The organism is Pseudomonas sp. TZ252 (assembly GCF_056110345.1).
This window is the reverse complement of sequence record NZ_CM148566.1, coordinates 714739-734013: the sequence shown is the minus strand read 5'-3', so window position 1 is coordinate 734013 and position 19275 is coordinate 714739. Positions and strand designations below refer to the sequence as shown.

Annotated in this window: 22 protein-coding genes; 12 read left to right on the top strand and 10 right to left on the bottom strand. The window is 66.7% G+C overall.

Features of this window, described 5'->3' with window-relative positions; genetic code table 11:
* The first annotated feature begins 120 nt into the window (after positions 1–120).
* The 5 genes from ACYAF3_RS03430 (at position 121) to ACYAF3_RS03410 (ending at position 3636) form a co-directional block, all read left to right on the top strand.
* Positions 121–417 carry a DUF3649 domain-containing protein gene (locus tag ACYAF3_RS03430; RefSeq protein ID WP_003085639.1) on the top strand — a complete coding sequence of 99 codons (297 nt, stop codon included), beginning with the start codon at positions 121–123 and terminating at the stop codon, positions 415–417.
* Complete coding sequence (locus tag ACYAF3_RS03425) at positions 414–1934, top strand: PepSY-associated TM helix domain-containing protein (protein ID WP_003103038.1); 1521 nt, start codon at positions 414–416, stop codon at positions 1932–1934. The genes ACYAF3_RS03430 and ACYAF3_RS03425 overlap by 4 nt, the downstream gene beginning before the upstream one ends.
* Positions 1934–2257: a DUF3325 domain-containing protein gene (locus ACYAF3_RS03420; protein ID WP_003103035.1), complete on the top strand. Its 324-nt coding sequence runs from the start codon at positions 1934–1936 to the stop codon at positions 2255–2257. The genes ACYAF3_RS03425 and ACYAF3_RS03420 overlap by 1 nt, the downstream gene beginning before the upstream one ends.
* An 85-nt stretch (positions 2258–2342) precedes the next feature.
* The gene (locus ACYAF3_RS03415; RefSeq protein WP_003085641.1) at positions 2343–2783 is read left to right on the top strand and encodes a VOC family protein; all 441 of its coding nucleotides are present in this window, start codon (positions 2343–2345) and stop codon (positions 2781–2783) included.
* Positions 2784–2814: 31 nt separating this feature from the next.
* Positions 2815–3636 carry an aldo/keto reductase gene (locus tag ACYAF3_RS03410; RefSeq protein WP_003109743.1) on the top strand — a complete coding sequence of 274 codons (822 nt, stop codon included), beginning with the start codon at positions 2815–2817 and terminating at the stop codon, positions 3634–3636.
* A 209-nt stretch (positions 3637–3845) separates the two neighbouring features.
* On the opposite strand, the gene ACYAF3_RS03405 is transcribed toward ACYAF3_RS03410, so the two are convergent.
* On the bottom strand, positions 3846–4073 hold the full coding sequence (locus ACYAF3_RS03405) for a hypothetical protein (protein ID WP_003085644.1): 228 nt from the start codon (positions 4071–4073) through the stop codon (positions 3846–3848).
* Positions 4074–4633: 560 nt separating this feature from the next.
* Between ACYAF3_RS03405 and ACYAF3_RS03400 the strand changes: the two genes are divergently transcribed.
* From ACYAF3_RS03400 to ACYAF3_RS03390, 3 genes are all read left to right on the top strand, one after another.
* Positions 4634–5029, top strand: coding sequence for a DoxX family protein (locus ACYAF3_RS03400; RefSeq protein ID WP_003106627.1), 396 nt, complete (start codon positions 4634–4636; stop codon positions 5027–5029).
* 626 nt (positions 5030–5655) lie between these two features.
* Positions 5656–6423 carry an N-acetylmuramoyl-L-alanine amidase AmpDh3 gene (ampDh3, locus tag ACYAF3_RS03395; protein ID WP_003106625.1) on the top strand — a complete coding sequence of 256 codons (768 nt, stop codon included), beginning with the start codon at positions 5656–5658 and terminating at the stop codon, positions 6421–6423.
* Between the two features lie 68 nt (positions 6424–6491).
* Positions 6492–6938: an SRPBCC family protein gene (locus tag ACYAF3_RS03390; protein WP_031756387.1), complete on the top strand. Its 447-nt coding sequence runs from the start codon at positions 6492–6494 to the stop codon at positions 6936–6938.
* 51 nt (positions 6939–6989) lie between these two features.
* Here ACYAF3_RS03390 and ACYAF3_RS03385 read toward each other — a convergent pair whose 3' ends face one another.
* The 6 genes from ACYAF3_RS03385 to ACYAF3_RS03360 all read right to left on the bottom strand — a co-directional run bounded on the left by ACYAF3_RS03385 (position 6990) and on the right by ACYAF3_RS03360 (position 13651).
* Positions 6990–8306, bottom strand: coding sequence for an Nramp family divalent metal transporter (locus ACYAF3_RS03385; RefSeq protein WP_003106624.1), 1317 nt, complete (start codon positions 8304–8306; stop codon positions 6990–6992).
* Positions 8307–8412: 106 nt separating this feature from the next.
* On the bottom strand, positions 8413–9114 hold the full coding sequence (locus tag ACYAF3_RS03380) for a haloacid dehalogenase type II (RefSeq protein ID WP_003085652.1): 702 nt from the start codon (positions 9112–9114) through the stop codon (positions 8413–8415).
* A 30-nt stretch (positions 9115–9144) separates the two neighbouring features.
* Entirely contained in the window at positions 9145–10392 is a 1248-nt protein-coding gene (locus tag ACYAF3_RS03375; protein ID WP_003085654.1) for an MFS transporter, read from the bottom strand.
* Positions 10389–11684, bottom strand: a complete 1296-nt coding sequence (locus ACYAF3_RS03370; protein ID WP_031756388.1) for a 3-keto-5-aminohexanoate cleavage protein — start codon at positions 11682–11684, stop codon at positions 10389–10391. The genes ACYAF3_RS03375 and ACYAF3_RS03370 overlap by 4 nt, the downstream gene beginning before the upstream one ends.
* 288 nt (positions 11685–11972) lie before the next feature.
* Positions 11973–13220: an aminotransferase class V-fold PLP-dependent enzyme gene (locus ACYAF3_RS03365; RefSeq protein ID WP_121377716.1), complete on the bottom strand. Its 1248-nt coding sequence runs from the start codon at positions 13218–13220 to the stop codon at positions 11973–11975.
* Positions 13217–13651, bottom strand: a complete 435-nt coding sequence (locus ACYAF3_RS03360; protein ID WP_003158601.1) for a RidA family protein — start codon at positions 13649–13651, stop codon at positions 13217–13219. Before ACYAF3_RS03360 ends, ACYAF3_RS03365 begins: the two co-directional genes overlap by 4 nt.
* A 220-nt stretch (positions 13652–13871) precedes the next feature.
* Between ACYAF3_RS03360 and ACYAF3_RS03355 the strand changes: the two genes are divergently transcribed.
* On the top strand, positions 13872–14825 hold the full coding sequence (locus ACYAF3_RS03355) for a LysR family transcriptional regulator (protein ID WP_003085661.1): 954 nt from the start codon (positions 13872–13874) through the stop codon (positions 14823–14825).
* On the opposite strand, the gene ACYAF3_RS03350 is transcribed toward ACYAF3_RS03355, so the two are convergent.
* Positions 14798–15682, bottom strand: coding sequence for a LysR family transcriptional regulator (locus ACYAF3_RS03350; protein ID WP_003158600.1), 885 nt, complete (start codon positions 15680–15682; stop codon positions 14798–14800). The genes ACYAF3_RS03355 and ACYAF3_RS03350 overlap by 28 nt on opposite strands.
* A 100-nt stretch (positions 15683–15782) precedes the next feature.
* On the opposite strand from ACYAF3_RS03350, the gene ACYAF3_RS03345 reads away from it, so the two are divergent.
* Positions 15783–16208: a VOC family protein gene (locus ACYAF3_RS03345; protein WP_003116492.1), complete on the top strand. Its 426-nt coding sequence runs from the start codon at positions 15783–15785 to the stop codon at positions 16206–16208.
* A 29-nt stretch (positions 16209–16237) separates the two neighbouring features.
* Here the strand turns inward: ACYAF3_RS03345 and ACYAF3_RS03340 are convergent, their stop codons facing one another.
* The gene (locus ACYAF3_RS03340; RefSeq protein ID WP_014603216.1) at positions 16238–16510 is read right to left on the bottom strand and encodes a hypothetical protein; all 273 of its coding nucleotides are present in this window, start codon (positions 16508–16510) and stop codon (positions 16238–16240) included.
* Positions 16511–16716: 206 nt separating this feature from the next.
* Between ACYAF3_RS03340 and ACYAF3_RS03335 the strand changes: the two genes are divergently transcribed.
* Both ACYAF3_RS03335 and ACYAF3_RS03330 read left to right on the top strand, forming a co-directional pair.
* A complete protein-coding gene (locus ACYAF3_RS03335) occupies positions 16717–16959 on the top strand; it encodes a hypothetical protein (RefSeq protein WP_121377722.1) in 243 nt (80 codons plus the stop codon).
* 298 nt (positions 16960–17257) lie between these two features.
* Entirely contained in the window at positions 17258–18070 is an 813-nt protein-coding gene (locus ACYAF3_RS03330; protein ID WP_023122696.1) for an HNH endonuclease, read from the top strand.
* Between the two features lie 106 nt (positions 18071–18176).
* Here the strand turns inward: ACYAF3_RS03330 and ACYAF3_RS03325 are convergent, their stop codons facing one another.
* Positions 18177–19265: a DUF3396 domain-containing protein gene (locus tag ACYAF3_RS03325; RefSeq protein WP_031756391.1), complete on the bottom strand. Its 1089-nt coding sequence runs from the start codon at positions 19263–19265 to the stop codon at positions 18177–18179.
* Positions 19266–19275: the final 10 nt, after the last annotated feature.

Here is a 19275-nt window from a genome sequence, read left to right as displayed (position 1 = left end):
ATACAGTCGCAAACCTTCCGAATCGACGACCGCCTCGCCACCCGCGAGCGCGGCGTCGCCGTGCCAGCCAGACGAGGTAGCGACGATGCAAGGCCCTGTTTCCACCCGGGACGCCGCCCCATGACCAGCCAGGCCCTGGCCGGCGGACTGTCCGTCACCGGCCGCATCCTCGTCGCGGTCCTGCTTGGCTACGCGCTGGCCTATGCGGTCACCGCCTGCCTGAGCATCTACCTGCCGCTGCCGCGTCCCGACCGGGTCTCGTTCGGCAGCCTCGGCTGCTTCGCCGTGTGGGTCGCGGCCATCGTCTACGCCTTCGCCGCGCGCAGCGCCTGGCGCGCCTGCTGGGTGCTGGCGCTGGCCAGCCTGGCGCTGGGCGGCCTGGCCTGGCTCGGCCTCGACTACGGAGCGCGTCCATGAACCTGCGTCAATCGATGTCCGGCCTGCATACCTGGTCGGGGCTGCTGGTCAGCTGGCTGCTGTTCGTCATCGTCTTCGCCGGCAGCCTGGCCAGCTTCGACAAGGAGCTGACCCGCTGGATGCAGCCGGACCTGCACCTGCCCGGCGCGCAGTCGCTGGGCGCCGACCAGGTGCGCGACTGGTTGCGCCAGCGCGCCCCCGATGCCCATGCCTGGTGGATGCTGCCGCCGAGCGAGCGGGCGCCCTACTGGAACGCCGGCTGGGAGCCACGCGACGGCAGCGAGTTCAAGGTCTTCCAGCTGGACGCGGTGAGCGGCCAGCCGCTGCCGAAGACAGTCGGCGGCGAGTTCTTCTTCACCCTGCACTACGACCTGCACGCCGGCATGGTCGGCCTGTACATCGTCGGCATCGCCGGGATGCTGATGCTGGTGGCGCTGGTCAGCGGGACCATCGTGCACCGGCGGATCTTCAAGGACTTCTTCACCCTGCGCCCGCAGGCGGCGCGGCAGCGCGCCTGGCTCGACGCGCACAACGTGCTGGGGGTGATCGGCCTGCCGTTCCACCTGATGATCGCCTACACCGGCCTGGTGATCTTCATCGTCTACTACATGCAGGCGGGCCTGCAGGTGGTCTACCAGAACGATGGCGAGCGCTTCTTCCATGAAGTGCAGGGCTCCTACGAACGCGAGGAAGTCGGCCGCCCGGCGGGGCCGCCGGCGTCCATAGACGGCCTGATCGTCGAGGCCGGCAAGGTCTGGGGCGACGGCGGCGCGCCGGGCTGGATCAGCGTCCACCATCCCTATGACGAGGCGGCCACCGTGGACATCCGCCGGCGCGACGCCTCGCGCATCCTCGACGACCAGCGCACGGTCAACTTCGATGCCTCCAGCGGCGAACTGCTGCATGCCCAGCCGTCCTATGCGCCCGGCTACGCCACCTACGGCTGGCTGACCGGCCTGCACATGATCCAGTGGGGTGGCCAGTTGGTGCGCTGGATGTACCTGTTGCTCGGGCTGTCCGGGGCGATGATGATCTTCGGCGGGTTGCAGGTCTGGCTGGCCAAGCGCGAGGTCCGCGGCAGTCGTGGCGTTGGTCTGGTGCGGGCGCTGAACCTGGCGGTCTGCGGCGGCCTGCCGCTGGCCAGCCTGGCGCTGCTGTGGGGCAACCGCCTGCTGCCGACGCAACTGGCCGGCCGCGACACCTGGGAGATCCGCGTGTTTTGCGCCAGTTGGGCGCTGGTCGCGCTGTGGGCCATCGTCCGCCGCAACAGCGGGACCCTCGGTCGCACGCAACTGCGCCTCGCCGCCGTGCTGGCGCTGGGCCTGCCGCTGCTCGGCCTGCTGCGTAGCCCGGAAGGCAACCTGTTGGCCAGCCTGCAGCGCGGCGACTGGGTGCTGGCCGGCGTCGACCTCAGCCTGCTGGGCCTCGGCCTGCTCTGCGCCTGGCTAGGTTGGCGACGTCGGCAAGCGTCGAGCAAGCCCGTCCGGCGACGCCTGAACGTCCAGGAGGTGGCCTGATGCTGCTGGTCTTCGGCCTCAACCTGCTGGCTTTCACCGCTCTCTGCCTGGCCATGAACCGCCACCACAAGAACCTCCTCGGCCACGAGCCGTCGGCTTCCCGGGTGCTTCTGCTACGCGGCGTGGCGCTGCTCGACCTGGGCCTGGCACTGGCCTTCTCGATCCACCGGCAGGGCGTGGAGATCGGCATCGTCTTCTGGTCCTGCCTGCTGATGCTGGCGGCCGGCACGCTAGTCCTGCTGCTCGCCTGGCGGCCACGCTGGGCATTGCCTTGCGCCGCCGGAGTGCCGTTGCTCGGCGGGGTGCTGGCGCTGCTGCGCTGAAGGGCGCGCCGCCCATCCGTGCCTCGGGGGCGACCCGGTCCAGCGTCTATGCTGGTGGTCGTGCTTTCCCCCGGAGGTATGCGCCATGCACACGCCCGCCAGCAACACCGTCGCTAGCGTCATTCCCTGCCTGCGTTACCGCGATGCGCCGGCCGCCATCGACTGGCTGTGCCGGACCTTTGGCTTCCAGCGCAAGCTGGTGGTGCCCGGCGAGGACGGACAGGTGCTCCACGCCGAGTTGACCTACGCCAGCCCGAACGGCGCCAACGGCATGCTGATGCTCGGTTCGAGCGTCCGCGACAACGCCTACGGTCGGCTGATGCGGCACGTCGACGAAGCCGGCGGCAATACCCAGAGCCTCTACCTGGTGGTCGCCGATCCCGACGCCCTGTTCCGCAGCGCCCAGGCCGCCGGCGCCGAGATCGTCATCGACATCAAGGACGAGGACTACGGCGGTCGCGGCTTCACTTGCCGCGATCCGGAGGGCCACGTCTGGAGCTTCGGCAGCTATGATCCCTGGGCATGAGGCCCCGTCCATTCACCACAGGAGACGCTGCATGAAAACGCTCACGCTGATCGATGGCCAGGAGGTCGCCGCCATCGGCCAGGGTACCTGGCATATCGGCGAGCAGCCCGGAGAACGCAAGCGCGAGGTCGCGGCGCTGCGCGAAGGCATCGAACTGGGGATGACGCTGATCGATACCGCCGAGATGTACGCCGAGGGCGGCGCCGAAGACGTGGTCGGCGCGGCTATCGCGGGACGCCGCGAAGAGGTCTTCCTGGTCAGCAAGGTCTACCCGCACAACGCCAGCCGCAAGGGTCTGCCGGCGGCCTGCGAGCGCAGCCTGCGCCGGCTCGGTTGCGAAACCATCGACCTCTACCTGCTGCACTGGCAGGGCCGGTATCCGCTGGAGGAAACCATCGAAGCCTTCGAGCGGTTGCGCGACCAGGGCAAGATCCTGCGCTGGGGCGTGTCCAACTTCGACCTGGGCGACATGTACGAACTGGACGGCAGCGCCTGTGCCGCCAACCAGGTGATGTACAACCTGGAGGAACGCGGTATCGAATACGACCTGCTGCCCTGGTGCCAGGAGCGCGGCATGCCGGTGATGGCCTACTGTCCGGTGGGGCAGGGCGGCAGGCTGCTACGGCACCCGGCGCTCGGCGAGATCGCCGCGCGCCACGACGCCAGCAGCGCCCAGGTCGCCCTGGCCTGGCTACTGGAGCAGGGGGTGATCGCGATCCCGAAGGCGGTGACGTCCGCTCACATCCGCCAGAATGCAGCGGCGGCCGACCTGGAACTGAGCGCCGATGACCTGCGGGCGCTCGACCAGGCGTTTCCGCCGCCTACCCGCAAGCGAAACCTGGCGATCGTCTGAGTGGAGTACGGGAGAAACGGCCTGCGCTTGTTTCCCCTGGCCGCGGGAATATGACGAAGTTGGCGAGGAAATATTTAAAAAGGAATAAGTAAATATTTATTTCCTGCGTGGGAACTTTCTTCAACTTAACCTGTACTTTTCGCTGTCCCACAAAAAAGCCCCGTCGGGGACGGGGCTTTTCCTTGCATTCGCGCTGATGCTTGCATGATTCAGGCAGCCAGTGTTTTCTTGCGAACTCGATTGATCACTTCTTCCATTTTGCCGGAGTCGTCGTACTGCTCCGGATACAGGCGCTCGCTGTGGCAGGCCACGCCATGCTGGTCAACGATGGTGAAACTGAAGTTTCCTTTACGAGTTGCCTGGATCAGGCAGTCGAACGGCGCAAATGCGGCGGTTAGGGTGCGAATTGCATCCTGAGTACGATGTTGAATAGACATATTCTTATGTTCCTTTACTTTCACGCTTATGGAGCAGCGTATATTGCAAATGTTCCCGCTCCGTGACAGTGCCAAGAAAGCTTTGTGTCGGGGGAACGTACTGGTTATGCCGGCTTTTTTCGAAAAGAGCAAGCTGGCAGTTCAGGTACTAATCAGAGGATCGATTGGCAGGAAAGTTTCCAGGCCAGGATCCTGATCAATCTGCGGGTGGTATTGCGGGACGCCGGTCTTCCCATCGGCCCTGCATGGCAGGGGATTGCTTCAGAAGAGTGGCGACCGAAGAACCATCGGAAGGCTGTAACCCCGATGGTAGAGCCCTTTTCATCTGTGGGCCCGGTCGTGGGGTAAAGCCTGATTGACTTTCAGTTTGGTACGCAGTCCCGGATTGTATGTCTTTCGACGAAGAAAGGCCAGGACATTTTTTGAGCAGATGTCGCCCCGGCGGCGGGAATGTTTGAGCATTTGTTTCGGCGGACGCCTGCCAACCGGGCAAAGGTTATGGGCCTGGCGTCGGCGGCGCGTGGCAGGATTGCCGTTCCATCGCCGCGCCGAGGTTATCCATGCCGTCGCCCGCTCGCACGCTGCTCGTGGCCTTCGTGTCCGCCTGGTTCCTGCTGGGTGGGCTGGGCCATTTCGTCTTCACCGATTTCTTCGTCGGCATCGTCCCGCCCTACGTGCCCTGGCCGCTGGCGGCGGTGTGGGTCAGCGGGGTCTTCGAACTGCTCGGCGCCGCCGCCCTGCTGGTGCCGGCATGGCGCCGGCTGGCGGCGTGCGGGCTGTTCATCCTGACCCTCTGCGTGACCCCGGCCAACCTCTACATGTGGCAGCACCCCGACCTGTTCCCATCCTTCCCGCCGACGCTGCTGGCCGCTCGCCTGGCGCTGCAGGCGTTCCTCCTCGGCTGCATCCTGGCGCTGATGCTGGCGCGGGACGAGGCGCCGCTGGCACGACGCTAGGCGCAGGCGAAAAAAAGCCACTGTGCGGGGGTGGACAGTGGCCGGGAATGCCAGGAGATGGAGGAGCAATCGGACCTGGCGTGGATAGAGTAGTAGTCACTCTGTCGAGGGTCTGTATGGCTATTGGTGAACTTTGTGAAGAAGTGCAAAGTAGAGCGGCCAACGGACGAACGGTGTTGCACGCGGCGGGACGCTCGCGGTAGTTTTTTCCCATGATCACGTTTCCCGTGGTCGCCCTCGAAGCCCGGCCCCAGCGCCGGGCTTCGTCGTTTCTGCCCGCCGCGCAACCGGACGCAGCGGGCGGCGACCGGTGCGAAAGGCTCTGGGGTGCGCCCGCACGGCGTCCGGCCAACTTAAAGTTCGGTTGTGCCGGGTGCTGTCATAACGCCATCGTTCAGTGGCCTCGGTGAGCCCCCGCACCCCCAGTTCGCTGGGGCTTGCCTTTGGTGTATCCCTTTTGCCCGGCCGCGTGCCGGGCTTTTTTATGCCCGGTCTTCTTCCTTCCGGTTTAGCCGGGGCCCGCGTTTCCTCGGCCGGCCCCTGAACCTCATCGCTGCATCGACGTCCCTAGCTACAGGCGAGCCTGTGGCCGGAGGCTTTCCATCATCCGAAAAAAGGTGAAAACCATGCTGACCATCGACTACAACAGCTATCGCACCACTACCCCCTACGGCAAACGCGTGCGCTTCCTGGTGCTGCACTACACCGCGCTCGACTTCGCCGCCTCGGTCAAGGCGCTGACCACCGGCGCCGCCAGCGCCCACTACCTGATCCCAGCGCCGCACGACCCCAGCTACAAGGCCGCCGGCTTCAAGGGCCAGCGCATCTTCAACCTGGTCGCCGAGGAAGACCGCGCCTGGCACGCCGGCGTCAGCGGCTGGGCGCGCCGCGACAACCTCAACGACACCTCCATCGGCATCGAGATCGTCAACCTCGCCCGCGACGACGACGGCGTGTTCACCTTCCCCGACTACGAGCGCTCGCAGATCAACGCACTCAAGCAACTGGCGAAGAACATCCTGCAGCGCTACCCGGACATGACCCCGAAGAACGTGGTCGGCCACTCCGACATCGCCGTCGGGCGCAAGTCCGACCCGGGTCCGAAGCTGCCCTGGAAGGAACTCTACGAGGCCGGTATCGGCGCCTGGTACGACGACGCCACCCGCGATCGCTATCGCGAAGGCTTCGAGCGCGACGGCCTGCCGCCGCGCGCCGACCTGCTGGAGGCGTTCCGCCTGTACGGCTATGCGCTGCCGGCGACGGTCGACGATGCCTACTTCACCAGCCTGCTGCGCGCTTTCCAGATGCATTTCCGCCCGGAGAACTACGACGGCGCGCTGGATGTGGAGACGGCGGCGATCCTCTACGCTCTGAACGAGAAATACCCGGCCTGAGCCACTAGCCACGAGCGGCCGCCCGATGCGGCGGCCGCTTCCTTGCCCACCCCCATGGAGGACTTGCCATGACTGCCGTCGCACAGGTCGTCGCCAAGGCGGAAATGCTGATCCGCCGCCCCATCGCCGAGGTCTTCGAAGCCTTCGTCGATCCGGCCATCACCGCCAGGTTCTGGTTCAGCCGCGGCGATGCCCGCCTCGAAGCCGGGAAACGGCTGCGCTGGCACTGGGACATGTACGGGGTTTCCCAGGAAATCGAAGTGAAGGACCTGCAGACGAACCGCCGCATCCTCATCGAATGGCCGAATGGCGACAGCAACCCTTCCCAGGTGGAGTGGCTGTTCGAGGAACTGCCCGGCGCCGGGACCTTCGTCAGCATCCGCAACAGCGGTTTCGTCGGCACCCCGGAAGAGGTCATCCCGCGGGTGGTCGACGCCACCGAAGGTTTCACCCTGGAGCATGGCATCGCCTTGAACCTGGTGGCCGACCGTTTTCCCCGCGGTCTCGATGGCTGAGCATTGCCTGAGTGCGCGTCCCGCACCGCGCAGCGTGCCCTCAGGCAATGCTCAGCCGAACGCGAAGTCGGCCAGCAGTTGCAGGTTCAGGCCGACGATCGCCAGCGCTACCGCCCAGGCCAGCCACCGGGTCCCGGCGCCGATCGCCAGCGGGCCCATCAGGCGCCGGTCGGAAACGAACTGTAGTAGCGGGATCACTGCCAGCGGCAACTGCATCGACAGGATCACCTGGCTGAAGATCAGCAGCCGCGCGGTGCCGTCCTCGCCGTAGAGCAGGGTCACCAGCAGCACCGGCAGCACTGCGACGCCACGGGTCAGCAGGCGCCGCGCCCAGGGCGCCAGGCGCAGGCGGAGGAAGCCCTCCATGACGATCTGCCCGGCCAGGGTGGTGGTGACCGTCGAGTTGAGGCCGGACGCGAGCAGCGCCACGGCGAACAGCAGCGAGGCGAGTTCCAGGCCGAGCAATGGCGAGAGCAGCGCGTGGGCCTGCTCGATATCGACCACCTCGGTGTGCCCGTTGCGGTGGAACACGCTGGCGGCGACGATCAGGATCGCCGCGTTGACCAGCAGCGCCAGGGTCAGCGCCAGGCTGCTGTCGGCCACCGCCCAGCGCAGCGCCTGGCGCTTGCCGGCAAGGCTGCGCGGGTAGGCGCGGCTCTGCACCAGCGAGGAATGCAGGTAGAGGTTGTGCGGCATGACGGTCGCGCCGACGATGCCGATCGCCAGGTACAGGGCAGCCGGGTCGCTGAGCACCCGCGGGCTCGGCAAGAACCCTTGGAGCACCTCGCCGAGTTCGGGACGCGAGAGCAGCAACTGTACCGCGAAGCAGGCGAAGATCAGTGTCAGCAACGCCACCACGAAGGCCTCCAGCGGCCGCTGGCCACGTCCGATCAGGACCAGCACCAGCAGCGCGTCGCCCACGCAGAGCAAGGCGCCCCAGGCCAGCGGCAGGCCGAACAGCAGCTTCAGGGCGATGGCGGTGCCGATCACCTCGGCCAGGTCGCAGGCGATGATCGCCGTCTCGCAGGCCAGCCACAGCAGGCGGCAGGTGCTCGGCGAGTAGCGTTCGCGGCAGGCCTGGGCCAGGTCCAGGCCGCTGGCGATGCCCAGGCGCGCGGACAGCGCCTGCAGCAGCATCGCCATCAGGCTGGAGAGCAGGATTACCGAGAGCAGCAGGTAGCCCAGTTGCGCGCCGCCGGCGACGTCGGTGGCCCAGTTGCCCGGGTCCATGTAGCCCACCGCGACCAGGTAGCCGGGGCCGGCGAAGGCCAGCAGGCGGCGCCACCAGTGGCCGCCGCCGGGGACTTCGACCGGCTGGGCGCGACCGGGCTCGGCGGCCTGGGGGGCCGGGGTATCCTTCGCGGACATGACGAAGCTCCTGCCGGACGCGTGCCGGCGCTGCGCGCGCCTTTCCCGGCGCGCCGTGGCGCGCGGGTTGGGCGAGCGGTTCAGGGGGCAGGAAGTAGGAAGTCGGTCAGGCCGAGGCCGCCAGTTGCCGGTGCAGGTCCGGCAGGTCGCTGGCGATCAGGTCCCAGTCCTGCTCGGCGGCGAGGTCCTGGGACTGGCCGGGGCCGTATTCCAGCGGCCGGGCGATGAACGCGGTCTTCAGGCCGAGGGCGCGCGCGGCCTTGAGGTCGTAGTTGTGCGCCGCGCAGAGCATCACCTCCTGCGGCGGCAGGTCGAGCAGGCGGCAGGCGCCGAGGTAGACCTGCGGGTCGGGCTTGTAGTGGCCGAACAGGTCGGCGCACAGCAGCATGTCCCAGGGCAGCCCGGCGTGCCGCGCGACGTCGAGCATCAGCGCGGTGTTGCCGTTGCTCAGCGCGGCGAGCCAGTAGTCGGCCTTCAGCGCGTGCATCCCGGCGAGCGTGTCCGGCCACGGCCGCAGGCGGTGCCAGAAGCCAGTGATGCGTTGCAGCAGGGCCTCGTCCAGCGCCAGGCCGAACTCTCCGGCCAGGGCCTCGAGACTCTGCCGGTGCAACTGATCGAGGTGCTGCCAGGGCGCCTGGCCGTTGCGTACCCGGTCCATCGCCGGCTTGTATTGCTGGCGCCAGCGGTCGGTCAGTTCCACGCAGGGCAGGGTCCCGCCGAGTTCGCGCTCCAACGCCTGGAACTGCTCGATCAGGCTGGAACGCCAGTCCACCAGGGTACCGAACACATCGAACAGGATCGCGCGCATCGTGCCTCCTCGGCCGTGGCCGTCATCGCTTCAGTGCTTCTGTGGCAGCGCGGTGGGCAGGCCGCGGCCGCTCCAGGCGGTGACCACAAGGGCTACCGCCGCCATCAGGCAGAGCGCCAGCCAGCCGGGGACGAAGCTGTGGCTGAAGTCCTTGAGCAGCCCCAGCGCCGGCGGCGCGAGAACGATCGCCAACTGGTTGATGGCCATCGCCAGGCCGAGGGCGAAGCCGGTCTTGCCGACCGGCGCGGTATCCGCCACATAGGCCACCCAGGGACCGTACCAGCCGAAGCCGAAGAAGCCCAGCCAGGCCACTACCAGGCCCATCCCCAACGGCGATTGCAGGGGCAGCAGGACCAGCGCCAGCAGGCCGAGGATCACCGCGCCGAGGCAGACCATCACCGGGAAGTAGCGCCCGGCGCGGCAGCGGTCGCTCCAGGCGGCCAGCAGGATGCGCCCGGCGACGCCGCTGCCCTGGGCGACGAACAGCAGGGTCGCGGCCATGCCGATGCCGATCTCCAGGGTCTCGTGCAGGTAGAGCACGGTGAACACCAGGATGCCGTACTGCACCGAGATCAGCGCCACCCCGGAACAGACGATGTTCTTCATCGCTGGATCGGTGATCATCGCCAGCCGCGACTTCACCACCGCGCCCAGGTCGCGTTCGGCGGGGTTCGCGCCGGGCGCGGGGGCGTCCGGCGGGGTGCGGTAGAAGAGCATGAAGGCCAGCGCGCCGAGGAACGCTACCAGGCCGCCGGCGAGGAATGCGCTGCGCCAGCCGTAGATCCCCGCCAGGTACGGCAGCAGCGCGGCGGACAGCGCGCCGCCCAGCGGCAGCCCGGCCTGGCGGATGCCCATGGCGAAGCCCAGCTGGGTCTTGGCGAACCAGCGTGACACCGACTTGCTGCCGCCCGGCTGCGCCGTGCTGTAGCCGGCGCCGACGACCACCAGGAACAGCAGGATGGTCAGGTAGTCGGTGGCCCACAGCGAGGCGCAGAGGGCCAGCGCGACGATCAGCGTGCCGAGGCCGACCACCAGCCGCTCGGAGTAGCGGTCGAGCAGCTCGCCGGCCACCAGCAGGCCGACGATCGGCACCAGCTGCGCCGCCGACACCAGCAGGCCGATCTGTAGCGACGAGAGTTGCAGGTCGTTCTGGATGAACACGGCGATCGCGCCGATGCCCTGGACGAAGAAGCAGGCGCAGGCCTGGGCGAAGGTGGCGATCAGCAGGATGACCCAGCGGTAGCGCTGGGTCGGGTTCGCGGCGAGGGCGGCGGTCACTGGACGAACTCCCGTGCGAGGGTGAAGTTGGCTTCGCCGAGCGGATGCAGGCGCTGCAGCGACAGGTATTCGCCGAGGGTGCGTTCCATGCCCATGCGCTGGAAGATCCGTTCGCCGTCGAGCTCGGCCTCGGCGCCGTTGGCGCGCAGTTCGTCGAGAGCCTGGCGCAGCAACTGGCAGTTGTCGCTGAGCGTCACCTGGCCGTCATCGTCCACCGCGTAGGGCGTGTCCTCCATGCCGACCCGCAGCACGTCGACCTGGCTGTCCGCCTGCGCGGCATAGGCGGCCAGCCGGCGTAGCGCGCAGAGCGGGGTGCCGGCGCGAGGGCCGACGTCGAGCGGCCGGAAGTGCTGCGCGGCATGCTGCGGCATCACCGCCGCGCCGACCGTGATGCTGACCTTGCGCTTGCGCACCCCGGGTTCGCCGATGTCGTACTCCAGGCTCTTGGCGCTCTCGATCACCGCGCGGAACTGCTGGTAGGTCTCCGGGAACGGCAGGCGTGGCGAGAAGCCGAACAGCAGGATCACGTTCAACTGGCCGGAACCACCCAGGCGCAGGCGCGGGTGCTCCACGGCGAAACGGGTCATGGCGTAGCTGCGCACGTGCTGCACCCACTCCACCTCGTGGAACAGACCGAGCTTCTGGCGCGCCTGGATGCCGTTGCGGTAGACCTGGAACTGGGTCATCGGCGAGGTCACCCCGTAGTCGGCGCCCTTGCTGGTGGAGTGGGTCTGCAACTCGGCCTTTTCCAGCGCCGTCGACGGCTGGTAGTCGCGCAGGTCGGCGAGGAAGGCCGGGCTGGAGGCATAGTCGAGGTCGAGCTTGCGCCTTTGCTTCTCCAGCTCGCAGATCACCTGCAATTCGATGGCCGCCTGGATCGTCACGAAGTGCGCACCGCCCAGGTGCAGCGGGATGGCGCAGTGGCTGACCCGCTCCCACTCGCCGAAGCGGCGGATGTTCTCCTGCACCTCGCTGCCGTTGCGGCTGGCGCCGAAGCTCAACATCAGGTCGGGGAAGCGGTTCTGCAGGGCGCGGCTGACCGCCTGGTAGATGTCGTTGTCGGTGGTCTGTTCCTGGGTCAGCGGGTTGCGCGCGTGATAGTGGTAGTAGCGGCAACCCATCTCGTAGAGCTGGCGCGCTTCGTCCAGCAGTTCGCCGGGGGCGGTGCGGATGGTGGCGCCGGTGCAGATGCTGTCGAGCAGGCGGTCGCCGGTGGCGGCGTGGTTGCGCGGGGTGAACTTGGCGCCGGTGGAGGCGCATCCGAGAATCAGGGTTTTCCGGGATCCGGTCATGGTCGTCTTTCCTCCATTCATCATTCCATTGAGGGCGGAGCGGTCCGCGGCGGACCGAAAGGCTGCCCAGGGCGTCGAAAGTCGTCGGTGTCTCAGGCAGGTGAAAGATGTCGCTGGCGGGATCGTTATGCGTTGTTCTACGAGAGGGATTTAAACCGCATGGCGGCGGCCGTGCGCGGCGCATTCGGCAACGCTCGTTGCCGCCGGCACAAAGACCTTGCGCAAATCGCCCGGCGTTGCGCCAACCGCCGGCACGGCGGCGCAATGTTGCCATTCGCGCAAGGTCGCTCAACTGGCGGCGCGCTGTCGCAGGCAATCCTCCAGGGCCTCGCCGAGGCGCTCGATCTCGCTGTCGTCGGTCAGGTAGTGCGGAGTCAGGCGCAGTACCCCCGGTAGCGCCTGCTCGCGCAGCGCCCAGCGGGCATACTGCGGGCCGATGTAGGAGGCGTTCACGCCGCGCGCGTGGAGGCGCTTCAACCATTGCTCGCCGCTCAGTTCGGGGGCCGCGTAGGTCATCAACGCGCTGGCGTGCGGCCCTTGTTCCAGCGGCGTCCAGCCGAGCCGGCGGTAGAGCTGCTGGGCGATGCGTTCGCGCAACTGGCGGTTGCGCCGGGCGATGCGCCGGACGTCGGTCTGCAACAGGTAGTCGCAACTGGCCTTGAGCGCCAGGCGCAGCCCCGGGTTGAACTCCGAGCATTCGAAGCGCCGCGCGTCATCCCGTGCCTGCAAGGCGAAGGCGTCACTCCATTGCGCGCCGCCGACGTCCAGCCCGTCGGGTAGGGCCAGGCGCTCCAGGGCGCGTTCGCCGAGATAGAGCACGCCGAGTCCCTTCGGCCCGCGCAGCCACTTGCGTGGCGGGAACACCAGCACGTCGCAGCCGATCGCCTCCACCGCCAGCGGCAACTGGCCGACCGCATGGCTGGCATCGAGGAACAACAGCCCGCCATGGGCGCGGATGCGCTCGGCCACGCCCTCCAGCGCGGTAGCCGCGCCATGCCCGGTGGGCACCGCGCTGAGCGACAGCAGCGGCGTCTGGCCGGGGGCGAGGTCGTGCAACTGCTCGTCGAACCGTTGCAACAGCTGTGCGGCGTCGCCGCGCGCGTCGATCAGGCGCAGCTCCAGCCCGCGCTGCTGGCGCGCGGCGAGCAGGCACAGGCTGTTGGAACCGTATTCGTCGAAGCTGCTGATCGCCCGTATCCGTGGATGGGCGGCCAGGGCCGCGGCAAAGGCCACCGACCATGCGCGGCTGGCGCAGTCGAGCAGGGCGATGTGCCGTGGCTGGGTGCCGAGCACTCGCGCGACGCTGTCGCGGACCGCCAGCAAGGGCTCGGCGAAATGCTCGGCGGCGCGCTGCACGCCCCAGCGCCGCTCGGCTTCCAGCCAGCTGTCGAGGGCGTCGTAGAGCACCTGCGGCGGCAGGCTGGCGGAGCCATGGGCGAAGTGCGCGTAGCTGCCCCAGGCCGGGGTCTCGCGGCGCAGGCGCAGCAGTTCGTCGGCACCGAAGGCGTCGGGGCCGGCGGGGAAGAGCGCGCTCATGGCCGCACCGCCGCGATCAGTTCCACCTCCACCGCGGCGCCGCGCGGCAGCTCGGCCACGCCGACGGCGGCGCGGGCGTGGCCGCCGCGCGCGCCGAGCACCTCGTCGAAATATTCGCTGGCGGCATCGATCACCGCCGGCTGCTGGACGAAACCCGCCGCGCTGGCGACGTAGCCGGTCACCTTGAGCAGCCGCTCGACCCGTTGCAGGCCGCCCAGCGCCTCCTCCAGCGCCAGCAGGCAGCGCGCCGCGCAGAGCCGGGCGGCCTGGCGGGCCTGTTCCAGGTCGAGTTCGCTGCCGACCTTGCCGGTCCAGCGCAGCTCGCCGTGCTGGCGCGGCAACTGGCCGCTGACGTAGGCGATGCCGGCGTGGAGCACCACCGGCTGGTAGGCGCCGCCGGCGACGATGGCCGGAGCGGGGGATGTCTGCATGGTCCTGTCCTCGTGGCGGACCCGCCCGGCCACGATGCTCGGGCGGGTCGATGGCTGGAAAAGCGCGACCTCACTACTGTGGGCCGCTTTTCCCGGTCTGTTTTGCGGGAGTCGACGAGCTGCTTGCCAAATCGGCAAAACAAACCGAACTTTAGCCTTGCAACAGGCACCGCCGCGCGAAGTAGACTGAAAACGCCCGACCGTTGAGGAACGCGCAACGATGATCGACCTGGTGATGCTCAAGGACTTCCTCGTCCTCTGTCGGATCAAGAGCTTCAGCCGTGCGGCGCAGGAGTGCCATGTCTCCGTGTCCGGGCTCAGCCGGCGTATCCAGACCCTGGAACAGTGGCTCGGCGCGCCGGTGTTCGAGCGCCACAAGCACGCCCTCGAACTGACCGAGGCCGGCCGCCAGTTGCAAGGCGTGGCGCAGGACGCGGTGCGCGCCCTGGACAACCTGCGCCAGTCGATCCGCGAGCGCGACGAAGACGCCCAGCGGCGCATTCGTTTCTGCGCCCCGCACATCCTCTCCTCGGTGTTCTTCCCGCACTGGATTCCGCGCCTGCAGGCGGACTTCCGCAGCGCCAAGTTCAGCGTCGACTGCGATTACCTGCCGCAATGCCTGTCGCGCCTGCGCGACGGCTCGGTGGACTACGTGGTGGCGTTGCTCGACGAAGGCGAGGCGGTGTCGCGCCGCCTGGGCATCGACAGCGAAGCCGAGTTCCAGCGCCTGGAGCTTGGCCACGAACAACTGGTGGCGGTCTGCGCGCCGGACGCCGCCGGCCAGCCGCTGTTCAATCTCGACCGCCTGCAGACCGAAGCGCTGTCGTTCCTCGGCTACTCCGAGGAATGCCACCTGGGTTGGGCCCTGGAACCGCTGCTGCGCGACAGCGGCCTGTTCCTCCAGCGCCATCACAGCTCCAGCCAGACCGAGGGGCTGCGCTTCTTCGCCCAGTCGCGCCTGGGCGTCGCCTGGCTGCCGCATACCCTGGTCCGCGAGGACCTCGCCAGCCGTCGCCTGGTGCGCGCCGGCGGCCAGCGCTTCGACGTGCCGCTGCGCTACACCCTGATCCGTCGCCGCCTGCCGCTACCCGGCGAGGCCGAACGCCTGTGGACCTTCCTCGGCGAGCTGGCGCGCCCGGCGCCGCGCTACGCGGTGGTCGGCGCGGCCTCCTGAGCCGCCGTCTCGGCCAGCAGGGCGCGGCGGAATTCACCGACCAGGTCGTCCTGCGCCGAACCGCTGCGGCTGACCATCACCAGCTCGCGCTGGAATTCCAGCGCGCCCAGTTCGATCACCCGTACCCGCGCCGGCTCGCGTAGCCACAGCCCGGCCCGGGGCAGCAGCGCCACGCCGAGACCGTTCTCCACCATCCGCGCGATCGCGTCGATCTCATCCAGCTCCATCACCAGGCGTGGCCTGAGCTGTTGCGCCTCGAGGAAATCGCCCACCAGGCGACCGCCGAAGGACATATGGTCGTAGCGGATGAACGGTTGCGTGCGCAGCAATTCCAGCGCATCCGTCGCAGTGCATTGCGGCGGCGCGATCAGCACGAACGGCTGGCGCTCGACCCGTTGCGCGGAGAGCCCGCGCGGCAGGTTGAACGGCGGGCGGATGAGGATCGCCAGGTCCAGTTCGGCGGCGTCCACCTGGTCCAGCAGGTGCAGCGAGACGCCCGGCACCACCTGCGGCTCGATGTGTGGCGCCTGTTCGGCGAGGCGCTTGAGCACCTCCGGCAGCAGCCCGGTCTGCGCCGTGTTCACCGCACCGATGCGCAGGCGTCCGCGCGGGCTGTCGCCCTGGCCGATGCCGTCGAACAGCGCGAGGATCTGCTCGGCCGTACGCACCGCCTGCCGCCCGGCCTCGTTCAGGTGCGCCGCGCGCGGCGTGCGCTGGAACAACTCGACGCCGACGCTGCGTTCCAGCGCGCGGATCTGCGCGCTCACCGCCGACTGCGTCAGCCCCACCTGTTCCCCCGCCGCGGCGAAGGAGCCCCGGCGTGCCACGGCGACCAGGGTGCGGAGTTCGCGGATCATCCAAGCCTCGAAAAAAGTGTTGCTCAGGCGAAATATTATGCGCTTTCCATCGAAATCGGCACGGCAAATAATTCCGGCACACCCACAGAGGAACCACGCCATGAGCCTGATGCCCTTCCACCTCGCCATCCCTGTCCACGACCTGCCGGCCGCCCGGCGCTTCTACGGCGAAGTCTTCGGCCTGAGCGAAGGCCGCTCCGCCGAGCACTGGGTCGACTTCGACTTCTTCGGCCACCAGTTGGTCATCCACCAGCACCCGCAGACCGACTCCCAGCGCCACGCCGGCAGCAACCCGGTGGACGGCCACGACGTGCCGGTGCCGCATTTCGGCGTGGTCCTCGCCTGGGACGACTGGCACGCCCTGGCCGAACGCCTGAAGCAGCGCGGCACCCGCTTCGTGATCGAGCCCTACATCCGCTTCAAGGGCCAGGTCGGCGAGCAGGCCACGCTGTTTCTCTTCGACCCCTGCGGCAACGCGCTGGAGTTCAAGAGCTTCCGCGACATGGACCAGTTGTTCGCCAAGTGAGATTGCCGGCGCTCCGCCTGGAGGCGCGCTTACTGCGCGCAGTCCGTGCAGAACTCCAGCGCCGCGCAGCTGGACTGCTCATCCGGCAGGCTCGACGTCGCGCACTCTTTCTTGCGCACCACGCTACCTAGCGGCGCCAGCTTGAACCGCTCCGGCGACGGGCTGGCCGGCTTTGCGCTTGTCGTCCCGTCGAGGTCGGGCTTGAAGGCGTGTTCAAGGTCGCCCAGGCGTTCGTCCAGGGTGGCGGAGGAGGCGAGGGCGGGCGTCAGGGCCAGGATGAGCAGGAGAACGCGGTAGGGCATAGGGTTTCCGGTGTGGGTGGCGATGCGCTGGAGCCGGGCACGGCATCCCCGCATGACGAGGAATCGAAGCGGCCATTCAAGGCGATTGCGTGTTGGCGATGGGATGCGCTCGCCCTCTGTTTGGCATTTTGTGAAGCGCTTCGCACCTTGCCGGAGCGGCACCTTGTACGGGCAAAACCGTCACCGCACAGTCCCCTTCCACCTTCATCCCCCTGCGACGCACCTCGCAATGCAACCAGCATCCCGGCTGCGCCACCCTCTACCTGGACTGCAGCGCAGCCAGCGAAGACCTGTTCGACACCGCCCGCCGCCGTCTGGAGTCGGCGATCGGAACGCTGAGCGTCCTCGACCTGCTCGACGAAACCGAAGAACCCGGTGAAAGCATCTGCCGCATCACCGGCTCCCTGCTGTCGCTGTTCGAGGTGGAATACGCACGCAGACACCGATAACCGACGGAGGCGGTGCCCCCGGCGAGGCCGGGGGTTGGAGGAGTCTCTAATGTGAGCTGGTATGTCCACTGAGCCGAATTCACACAGGCCTTAACTATGAGCGTCTGTGCCGTACTATCCGCCTTGTCTGGCTAGGCTGTTGTGGTGAATTGGGCATGCCTTTTCGCTACATGCCTAACGATCTCAAGTAGGTATAGGTTTCTGGTAGAGGAGCATTGCTCCCGCTCTTTGCCAGGTTCGATTTTGGGCAGGTGCCTGATAGGCTGTCGCTCAACCATCATGAAAGGACTCTGCAGCTATGCCCGCCGTTATCGCTGAGAATGATGTGTCGATCTGGGACGACGAAACTGGAGCTGTCTACCACTACCCAAGGCGATACAGCGCCATCCTTAAGCCAGGGGTGCAGGTGGTTTACTACAAGGGCAAGCTGACAGATAAGTCTTTTGCTGATCAGCGCCTCAGTGCTCAGCCGCATTACTTTGGTATTGCGCGTATCGGCAAGGTTTACCCTGACCCTGAAAGCTCGAAAGGTGATCTCTTCGCGTTGATCGAGAGTTTTCAGCCATTTGAGCAGGCAGTCCTGGCAAAAGAAGGGAATAGCTACCTAGAGCCCATTCCGCCATCGAAGGCCAGCAACTACTGGCGTAGTGGTGTCCGGGAGATTGGACAGGTCACCTTTGATAGCATCCTGGCAAGGGCCGAGATTAAGCCTTTGCAGGTTGCCGAGAGTTGGGGCGATAGAGCTTTGGGGGGCTTCGAGTCTCGCACCGAGGGCAGTCTGTCCACCTACTACGGGGTCCGCTACGAGCGTGACCCAACGCTGCGTCTCCAAGCAATTGCGATTCATGGTGTAGCTTGCAAGGCGTGCGGTTTTGATTTCGGAAAGGCATACGGCGAGTACGCGAAGGGTTTTATCCACGTTCACCACACGCAGCCCATTTCTGAGTTCGAAGCCCCCAAAGCCGTGAACCCTGAAACTGACCTGGTGCCCCTCTGTGCAAATTGCCATGCAGTTGTTCATCGCAGGCGTGATCGAACTCTTAGCGTCGATGAGCTGAAGGGGCTTGTTCGTGGGAGGTGGGTTTGGGCGGAGGCTGATGTAGTCGTTTAGGTAAGGAAAAAGAAGGAAAAAGGGGACATATTTATTTTTCTGTCAGGCTCGCCTCATAGGGAGTTTAGCCTTGACGAGCACTTTTGATCCCAGAAAACGTAAGCCCCTACAGGCGCTCCGGCAGCGTATTCGTCGCGTCCAGGTAAGGCTCAGCGCTGAGCAGTTTGTCGCGCCACCGGGGAATCTCGCTGTCTTCCACATCCAGCCGTTTCAGCCATTGATCGGCCGCCCAGCCCACCAGCCGCAATTCGCCGTCGTGGGAGCCGCCGTGTAGCGAGCCGATGGTTCCATAGCGAATGCCTTTGAGCGCGTGGTTCAGCAGCACATACGGAGCGGGCCTGGAGTCTTCCGCATCACCCGCGATATAGGGATAGGCACCGGCCTGGATTACCACGCCATCGCCGTAGCGGTAGAAGGCAAAGTGGCTGGAGGGCAGTTGCGCACGCAGGGCATCGAGCCCGCCGGCCAGCGCCAGGCGCTCGTTGTTCAGGAGGGTTAGCCAACTGACAGTTTTGATTCTTGTAGGTTTGAACTCGGGAGTATTGGCCAGCAGACAAGCCGTCCCTACATCCAAACCCGGCATACGCGCCGCCATAAAGGCTTCGGAGGGCTCGTCATTGTCCCAACTGGTCGGCGAGAGATTGTAGGCATGCCCCGCATACCCCTGCTCCGGCTCTAGTCGCCGTGCGAAGTCGATAAACAGCTGTAGGAAATCCAATGGCTGCTGCTCTTGATATAGCAGAGGTACGGAGAACTCCAGAACACTAAGATCATGCCCCATTTTGGCTTGCCAGCTCCGCTTGCCGTAAATATCAAACAGCCAGGCGCCTGCATCGCGGGATTTCTTGCCGCTGGTGTAGCAGAAGCTGAGATGATCGTCTTCATCCATTGCCCCCATCATCTCGCGCAGTGGTTGGGTGTCACGGTATGCGGTCAGTGGCTTTCCTTGTGCAGGCTCTTCACGCCAGAGCCAGGTGAGGTGAGGCTCTGCTAGGCGCTTGAACTCATCGAAGCATTGGCATAATGACTCACGTACCAGTGGGGTATGGGCATCTTTGAAGTAGAAAGTACCGCGTAGGCAAAGCACGGCACCGATATAGTCTTCGGGGCCGCCCTTCATCAACAGGTTGCCGGCTATTTCCAGTAGATGGGGTTGCTTGGCTAACTCTGCAGCCAGATCGAATGGCTGTTCCATGGGCTTTTCC

Excerpts from the sequence above, each read along its gene's own strand:
- ACYAF3_RS03430 (WP_003085639.1), top strand. The coding sequence starts at position 121 with ATGACCAGCCAGGCCCTGGCCGGCGGACTGTCCGTCACCGGCCGCATC.
- ACYAF3_RS03425 (WP_003103038.1), top strand. The coding sequence starts at position 414 with ATGAACCTGCGTCAATCGATGTCCGGCCTGCATACCTGGTCGGGGCTG.
- ACYAF3_RS03420 (WP_003103035.1), top strand. The coding sequence starts at position 1,934 with ATGCTGCTGGTCTTCGGCCTCAACCTGCTGGCTTTCACCGCTCTCTGC.
- ACYAF3_RS03415 (WP_003085641.1), top strand. The coding sequence starts at position 2,343 with ATGCACACGCCCGCCAGCAACACCGTCGCTAGCGTCATTCCCTGCCTG.
- ACYAF3_RS03410 (WP_003109743.1), top strand. The coding sequence starts at position 2,815 with ATGAAAACGCTCACGCTGATCGATGGCCAGGAGGTCGCCGCCATCGGC.
- ACYAF3_RS03405 (WP_003085644.1), bottom strand. The coding sequence starts at position 4,073 with ATGTCTATTCAACATCGTACTCAGGATGCAATTCGCACCCTAACCGCC.
- ACYAF3_RS03400 (WP_003106627.1), top strand. The coding sequence starts at position 4,634 with ATGCCGTCGCCCGCTCGCACGCTGCTCGTGGCCTTCGTGTCCGCCTGG.
- ampDh3 (WP_003106625.1), top strand. The coding sequence starts at position 5,656 with ATGCTGACCATCGACTACAACAGCTATCGCACCACTACCCCCTACGGC.
- ACYAF3_RS03390 (WP_031756387.1), top strand. The coding sequence starts at position 6,492 with ATGACTGCCGTCGCACAGGTCGTCGCCAAGGCGGAAATGCTGATCCGC.
- ACYAF3_RS03385 (WP_003106624.1), bottom strand. The coding sequence starts at position 8,306 with ATGTCCGCGAAGGATACCCCGGCCCCCCAGGCCGCCGAGCCCGGTCGC.
- ACYAF3_RS03380 (WP_003085652.1), bottom strand. The coding sequence starts at position 9,114 with ATGCGCGCGATCCTGTTCGATGTGTTCGGTACCCTGGTGGACTGGCGT.
- ACYAF3_RS03370 (WP_031756388.1), bottom strand. The coding sequence starts at position 11,684 with ATGACCGGATCCCGGAAAACCCTGATTCTCGGATGCGCCTCCACCGGC.
- ACYAF3_RS03365 (WP_121377716.1), bottom strand. The coding sequence starts at position 13,220 with ATGAGCGCGCTCTTCCCCGCCGGCCCCGACGCCTTCGGTGCCGACGAA.
- ACYAF3_RS03360 (WP_003158601.1), bottom strand. The coding sequence starts at position 13,651 with ATGCAGACATCCCCCGCTCCGGCCATCGTCGCCGGCGGCGCCTACCAG.
- ACYAF3_RS03355 (WP_003085661.1), top strand. The coding sequence starts at position 13,872 with ATGATCGACCTGGTGATGCTCAAGGACTTCCTCGTCCTCTGTCGGATC.
- ACYAF3_RS03350 (WP_003158600.1), bottom strand. The coding sequence starts at position 15,682 with ATGATCCGCGAACTCCGCACCCTGGTCGCCGTGGCACGCCGGGGCTCC.
- ACYAF3_RS03345 (WP_003116492.1), top strand. The coding sequence starts at position 15,783 with ATGAGCCTGATGCCCTTCCACCTCGCCATCCCTGTCCACGACCTGCCG.
- ACYAF3_RS03340 (WP_014603216.1), bottom strand. The coding sequence starts at position 16,510 with ATGCCCTACCGCGTTCTCCTGCTCATCCTGGCCCTGACGCCCGCCCTC.
- ACYAF3_RS03330 (WP_023122696.1), top strand. The coding sequence starts at position 17,258 with ATGCCCGCCGTTATCGCTGAGAATGATGTGTCGATCTGGGACGACGAA.
- ACYAF3_RS03325 (WP_031756391.1), bottom strand. The coding sequence starts at position 19,265 with ATGGAACAGCCATTCGATCTGGCTGCAGAGTTAGCCAAGCAACCCCAT.